The organism is Bacillus sp. GMa5/1, assembly GCF_050172015.1.
In the GTDB taxonomy this organism is placed as follows: Bacteria; Bacillota; Bacilli; order Bacillales; family Bacillaceae_G; genus Bacillus_A; species Bacillus_A cereus.
This window is the reverse complement of the sequence record NZ_JBNLYC010000198.1, coordinates 1-6,709: the sequence shown is the minus strand read 5'-3', so window position 1 is coordinate 6,709 and position 6,709 is coordinate 1. Positions and strand designations below refer to the sequence as shown.

The following is a 6,709-nucleotide window of genomic DNA, read 5'->3' as shown; positions in this document are numbered from 1 at the left end:
ACAAAAAAAGAAAATGAGAAAACTACATCCGAAAACTCAATCCCTATGCAATTAGACCTTAGCGTTCTCAATAATTTACTCGCGTCTGGAATAAATAAAGGTTCCAATTCAAGTAATGAAAATTCTAAGTCTGATAAAACTAAATAGTCGTTACGTATATAATAAAATATATATCTCCTATTTTATCTAACCTTATTAATAACTACCTCTGATTAAAAAGGAGACTACTTATGTGTAAAAATCCAATTTCTATTATTATTCGTATACAGCATAACATAAAAGTTTTACCTGAAATTTTGAAAGCCTGTGAACAACTACAGCCTTCAGAAATTATCCTTACTATTAACGGATGTATCGATGATTCCATTGATATTGCACAATCTTACAATTGTAAAATTATCACATTAGAAGAACCGACAGAATCAAATAATTGTTATGTAATTGGTGCCAAAAAAGCAAAAGGTAAGTACCTCTTATTTTTAGATGCAAATTACAATATCCCCCCTTCCTTACTTAAACAATTTCTTCAACCATTACTAGATAAATCAGCTGACTTAGTATTAAACAATTTAGATGATTTTTTTTATCAAAAGCAAAAGCCAACTATAGAAATGATTTGGCAGCAAGTTACGAATCATTTCTTTCATCGTCCAGATTTACATGTTAACTCACTATTATTTCCTCCCTACGCGGTAACAAAGAAAATTCTTGAAGCAATTACTCCAGAAAGTTTATTAAATCCGATATTAGCACAAATGAAAATTATTAAAAATAATTTTCGCATTAGCAATCATTTTAAAATTTCTATACCGCAAATTCCCTCCTTCCCCTCAAAACAACTCATTCGTTATCACCTAGAAGCAATTGAAAATTGGGTAAATATATTACAAGATTCAAGAGGAAACCATACTGATAATAATCGAAGGCGGGATATTATTTTAGAACTTCAAAACGGCGAACAAAGAGCTATATCCAAAATAATTACAGGTAAAGAGTTTTATTCAAATACTTATGGAAATAAACAATTATCCATCATTATCCCTGTTCAAAATGAAGAAAAAACGATAGAATCTATCATTTTTGAGGTGCAGAAATTAAAACCTTTAGAAATCATCATTATTGTTAATGGATCAACAGATAAAACAGAGGAATTGGCGAAGAATTGCGGTGCAACAGTTATTACTTACAAAGAAGCACTCGGCATTGATACCGGACGTGCCGTTGGTGCATATTTTGCAAAAGGTGATATATTATTATTTATTGATGGTGATTTCTTAATTCCTAGTTCTGATTTATTACCATTTGTACAATCTGTTCAAAATGGAACCGATTTAGCTTTAAATAAATTAGAGCACTACTACATGTATCGTGTTCCTTATACTATCGTAACTGCATGTAAGCATGTTGTTAATTTAGCATGTAATCGAAAAGATTTAGGTATGGGCTCCACAACTGCTGTCCCTCATGCTTTTAGTCGAAAATGCATTGATACAATTGGGTTTGCTTCTCTTCTTTCACCAACCTTAAGTCAAGTTAAAACAATTTTAGCAGGATTGCATGTACAAAATGTTCATTCTATCGACGTTGACAAGATAAATCGAGTTCGACCAGAAAAACACTTCTCGCAGGAAGGCTACCTTTCATTAGCAACGCAACAAATCATTGGTGATCATATAGAAGCAATTTCTTACCTCATCGAACAAAAAAAGAAACACTGAATGCTTTTAATTGTATATTCTTACCACCAAATAATATATGAATTTATTTTAAATATATAGCAAAATAAAAAAGATGGTTGTAACCATCTTTTTTATTTTTACATTAGATCAAAAGAGAAGTAGCAGGCAGGCTTTTCATTTCTGTATCTTTCTTAAGAAGTTTGAAAATAGAGGCTTGTTAATGAAGAGTCAACACTTAAATCATCTTTTAGTGCAATTGAGAAACATGCAACTAATGGTAAAGTAATAACAATTGATCCACTAGGACTAATTACAATAGTAGGACTTGTCCCACATGTGCCTCCACAATCGACTACTGCATCAATTCCACTACCAGGGGTAATTGTAATTTTAAGACACACATCTAAACAAACATTATTCGTAGTACATGCCATAACTCTCCCTCCTTTCTTTTAACAATATATGCAGTTAATCAAATTCGGACACGACTCTCTTACTAAGTCTTGTAAATTAGATGCTATTTTACTATTCGTTTTATAGGCAATTAACGTTTGATTAAACTATCTAAATTAACTAAGAAACTCAAATCATCTTTCACTGCAATAGAAATACATGCGATAAATGGTATTACATTAAAATTAGACAAACTTTCATCATTGCACCTTACGAATATTTCTGCGCCACCATTTGGATTGACTTTAGTTTCTAAAGAAATATTAAAACAACTTTTATTGGTGCAAGACAAAATATTCCCTTCTTTCTTATATCTAATATCGATTTATCCAAAAATAAAAATACAACTTTATTTACCCTTTACCTTCCATACTTAAAATAAAAAAGATAAAAGCTTCTTCATATATATAAAGAAGCCTTTACCTTTTAGTTACTTGTTCATTTACTATCAGTCAGTGAAACATGCTCTTCACTTGTACCTGAGCTAAAAATAATAAAAATTTTTGATTTTAGTTTCATTGCAATACTAAATATCGTCAAGTTGCATAAATGAAATGTTTAAGTTACTCATTCAATAGACAAATTTACCTTTTAAAATAAATCTTTAAAATCCTTATTCTTCAATAAATATGAAAGTCCTTCTAAATGATCCCCAGTAATTCTCAATACAGCTGGTGGATGTCCTATCGTCGCAAAATGCTCTTGTGGCCGAATACGATTTGGTTTCATTACATCTACAAAATGGACACATCCGACTTTATACCCTTCTAATATTGCCTTTACTTGTGCAACACACGCTGTGTGAAGAGTGTCCCAGCCAATTCCCTCTAAACATTTTCTACTAATAGCATGGGGAACAGCAATTGTAGATCCTACCCCTAAATCTTTACGGTTACAAGCAATATTCAACATATATTTATATAAACTTACAATATATAGAGGAAATCTAAGATTTAAATTTAAATCATTTAAAACCATATCAACACCATCCGCAACAGCTTGCGTTAACGGATGAAGATCTTTTGCTGGAATAGCAAAATCAGCATCAATAAAGAGAAGTATATCCCCTGTGGCTTCTTGTGCACCAATTGCCCGTCCTACATCATGCCCTAATCTTTCTTCATAAACAATTACTGTTGCCCCTGATTGCTTAGCGATTACTTCTGTCTGATCTGTTGACCCATTAATGACAACAATTATTTCTTTCGGTTCAATTTTTCTTGCCTCAAGAATAACTTCTTTAATCGTTGATTCTTCATTTTGTGCTGGTATAATAATTGATAACTGTTTTCCATTATAAATTGATGAATTCATTCCCCATCCTTTATGGAAACGTGAATAATTCTTTTGTTTTTTTAACTGCTCTATAATTTCTCTTTTTCTTCCTCCATCTGTATAGTTACCTCTATCATCTTTTCGTTGTAACCAACTCTCCAAAGCTTTTATATTTTCTTTAATCTCATATACTTCTAATTTAGTTAATTCATTTTTATAGAAAGAGGTTTCGTTTGCGGGCATATTATTCAAGGAGGTGTTAGTGATGGCTGACGAGGATTGTAGTCGCCACCCTTTCTCAATAAGAGTGACTTGGGACAGAATAGGGTTCTGCAAGATATCATATCCAATGTCTTCAATTGCTTTTTTAGTAATAGCATATGGCATAGATAACATCGAATCATATTTTAAATCCATACGCCCCAATACATCGTTTACTATTTTTCTATACACCATAGCAATACTTGGCCATTCTACTCTCATCTTTTCAAAACATACGGAGTCTATGTTATTTAAGATTACATCCTGTTCCTTTTTCAGTATCGGTTCTATAAATCGCTCTAATTCTACCGAAAAAATAACATCTTCCCCATCTAAAAATAAGACTACATCACCATTGGCGATTTTTGCCCCATGAACTGGTGCTTTCCGTTTACTTTTCTCCTCAATCACAACAACGTTACTTTCAACAAATGTTGGTATAGATTGTATCGCACTCATTCTATCATCAGCTACAATAATAATTTCTATTGGTTTTATATGCTGCACTTTATTTAAAATTTGATTCAATTTTGATTTTTCTTCTCCTAAAACTATAACGACTGATAGGTCCACTTCTTTTTGTTCTTCTTTTACAGTCTGATTAGGTTTTACTTTTTTTATATATTCAATTGTTTCACTCTTCCCTACAGCTGCATGCCCTGCTTTTTTATCAAAATATAAGTCAATTATAATTTGATTTACTTCCGTGTCTTTATCAAGTTGCTCTAATTCAGAAATAAATGGTAGTAAATGATTTTGCACATCAAATTCACACGCGAAATTTTGTAAAAAATAAATATTCGGTACATATTTAATGTGATTAAAAAATTTCACAACATTAATTCTTTCGCCAAATTTCTCCTCAATTTCTTCTCTTGATAAATTTGGATAAGACAAATCGAAAACTAGATTTATTGGTACAGGTATCCATTTTAATAAATTTGTTTGAGGATTATTAATTAAAGCTGTGGAGCCCTTAACGAATCCAGCTAAAATTAAAGACATAAATCCTCCCCCGGAACTGCCATAAAACAACACATTTTTCGAATCAACTTTTAACTTTACAAATACTATTTCTAAAATATTTGCTATATCTTGTAAATAAAATCTATTTAACTCTCCCTGTCCCCAGCCTAAAGATAATTTTCCAAGATATAACGTAGGGTCATTATAATATATAACAGTATCTTCAAATTCATCCATCCAAGAATGTCGATGAAAAATAGGTGGACCAATTGGCTGTTCTTGAAACCCACCTGCTCCGGATCCAAAAACAATAGTGTTAGAAGCATCGGGCTTAATACGAATTAAAAATTCATACGTTACTTTATCCCAATCAACCTTGAGTATAAATGGTTCTGTAATTTGAAAATCCATTTGCCATAATTGTTCATATGAAATGTTAATTTTTTTGTACTGGTCTAACAGTTTAATCACCCTTTCCATCTATTTCAAGATGTTCTATTAAGTAAGAGAGAGCTTCAACGTGATCACCAATTATTCTTAATACTGCCGGAGGATGTCCATTGTGACTTACATTCTCCATTAAACGAATTCTATTCGGTTTTACAACATCAACGTAATGTACACATTCTACTCTATACCCTTGTAATATAGCTTTTACTTGTGCAAGACTAGGGCATAGTAAGCTTTCCCAGCCTATTGCATCTAAACATGATCTACTCATAGCGTGTGGAATTGCTACTAATGAGCCATTGCTTAATTCTGGACGATTATATGCTAAATTAAGCATATATTTTACGACGTCTACAACATAAAACGGAGGATGTAACATCGGATTCAAATCATTTAATGCTATGTCTACACCAGCTGAAACTGCTTTTGTAAAATGATGCAAATTACTTCCTGAAACACTAAAATCACCATCAATAAATAAAAGAATATCTCCTGTAGCTTCAAGCGCTCCAATAGCACGTCCAACATTATGACCAAGTCGTTCGTTATATTCAATAATAGTAACACCAAGTCTTTTAGCAATATTAGCCGTTTGATCTGTCGAACCATTTACAACGACAATTATTTCTAGTGGTTCTATTTTTCTCGCCTCAAGTATTACTTGTTCTATAGTCTCTTCTTCATTTTGTACTGGTATAATGACAGAAAGTTGTTTCCCGTTATAAATTGAAGAATGCATTCCCCAGCCTCGATGATACGAAGGATACTGCTTGCTTTCACCTAATCTTTGAATAATATCTCTTCTTTTTCCTGCATCAGTAAATCCTACTCTTCTTCCCTTTTTCTCTATCCATTTGGATATACCAATTAAATATTTTTCCACTTTCTCTTTTTCATTTTCTAATAATTCTTTTTTAAATAAATACCCTTCTTCTTCTAACATTTCATCTTTAGATAACGTTCTTATTGCATATTGATTGTTAATCCGCCAGCCTTGATTCACTATGTTCATATGAGCTAGAACGATATCTTTTATATAATCAAAGCCGATATTTACCACTACTTCTTTCGTAAGTGCATATGGTAATGAAAGTATTGAATTGCTTTTTAAATCTGGTCGACTTAAAATTTCATTTAACATTTTTCTCCAAACAATATCCATATTCGGACATTTACCAACTTCTATAAATTTATCTATTTTGTTTAATACTACATCCGCCTGATTTGTAACAACTGGCTCAATAAAATTCTTCATTTCAGTTGAAGATAATAAAAAATTACTATCTAAAAATAACAATACATCTCCTTTTGCTGCCTTTACAGAAGCTTCATACCCATCATAATACGTACTATATTTATCCATCAAAACAATATGGCATTTATGTTTCTTTGCTATTTCATACAAATTACTTCTATCGTTAGGAACGAAAATTATAATTTCAAGAGGATTTAACTTCCATATAGATTGAATTGACTCTTCTAACATTTGCTCTCTTTCACTGTACAAAATAATAACCGTTAACGATTTCATTACACGCCCCCTTTACACATTATGTGACATAAAATATTAAGTATTACCATTTCCTATGAATTTGCTACTTTATTAACATATTCAAAAGTGAATT

The 6,709-nt window shown here is 31.6% G+C and carries 5 protein-coding genes; 1 reads left to right on the top strand and 4 read right to left on the bottom strand.

Annotation, left to right across the window (positions count from 1 at the left end; genetic code table 11):
- Nucleotides 1–230: 230 nt before the first annotated feature.
- Nucleotides 231–1,718 carry a glycosyltransferase family 2 protein gene (locus ACQGSG_RS25120; protein WP_214632023.1) on the top strand — a complete coding sequence of 496 codons (1,488 nt, stop codon included), beginning with the start codon at nt 231–233 and terminating at the stop codon, nt 1,716–1,718.
- A 152-nt stretch (nt 1,719–1,870) separates the two neighbouring features.
- Here ACQGSG_RS25120 and ACQGSG_RS25115 read toward each other — a convergent pair whose 3' ends face one another.
- The 4 genes from ACQGSG_RS25115 to ACQGSG_RS25100 all read right to left on the bottom strand — a co-directional run bounded on the left by ACQGSG_RS25115 (nt 1,871) and on the right by ACQGSG_RS25100 (nt 6,615).
- The gene (locus ACQGSG_RS25115) at nt 1,871–2,113 is read right to left on the bottom strand and encodes a hypothetical protein (protein ID WP_000752474.1); all 243 of its coding nucleotides are present in this window, start codon (nt 2,111–2,113) and stop codon (nt 1,871–1,873) included.
- A 110-nt stretch (nt 2,114–2,223) separates the two neighbouring features.
- Nucleotides 2,224–2,424 carry a hypothetical protein gene (locus ACQGSG_RS25110; protein WP_426948263.1) on the bottom strand — a complete coding sequence of 67 codons (201 nt, stop codon included), beginning with the start codon at nt 2,422–2,424 and terminating at the stop codon, nt 2,224–2,226.
- 299 nt (nt 2,425–2,723) lie between these two features.
- The gene (locus ACQGSG_RS25105) at nt 2,724–5,045 is read right to left on the bottom strand and encodes a glycosyltransferase family 2 protein (RefSeq protein ID WP_135238842.1); all 2,322 of its coding nucleotides are present in this window, start codon (nt 5,043–5,045) and stop codon (nt 2,724–2,726) included.
- Between the two features lie 52 nt (nt 5,046–5,097).
- Nucleotides 5,098–6,615 (bottom strand): glycosyltransferase family 2 protein, encoded by a 1,518-nt coding sequence (locus tag ACQGSG_RS25100; protein WP_214632024.1) that lies wholly within the window; start codon nt 6,613–6,615, stop codon nt 5,098–5,100.
- Nucleotides 6,616–6,709 lie beyond the last annotated feature (94 nt).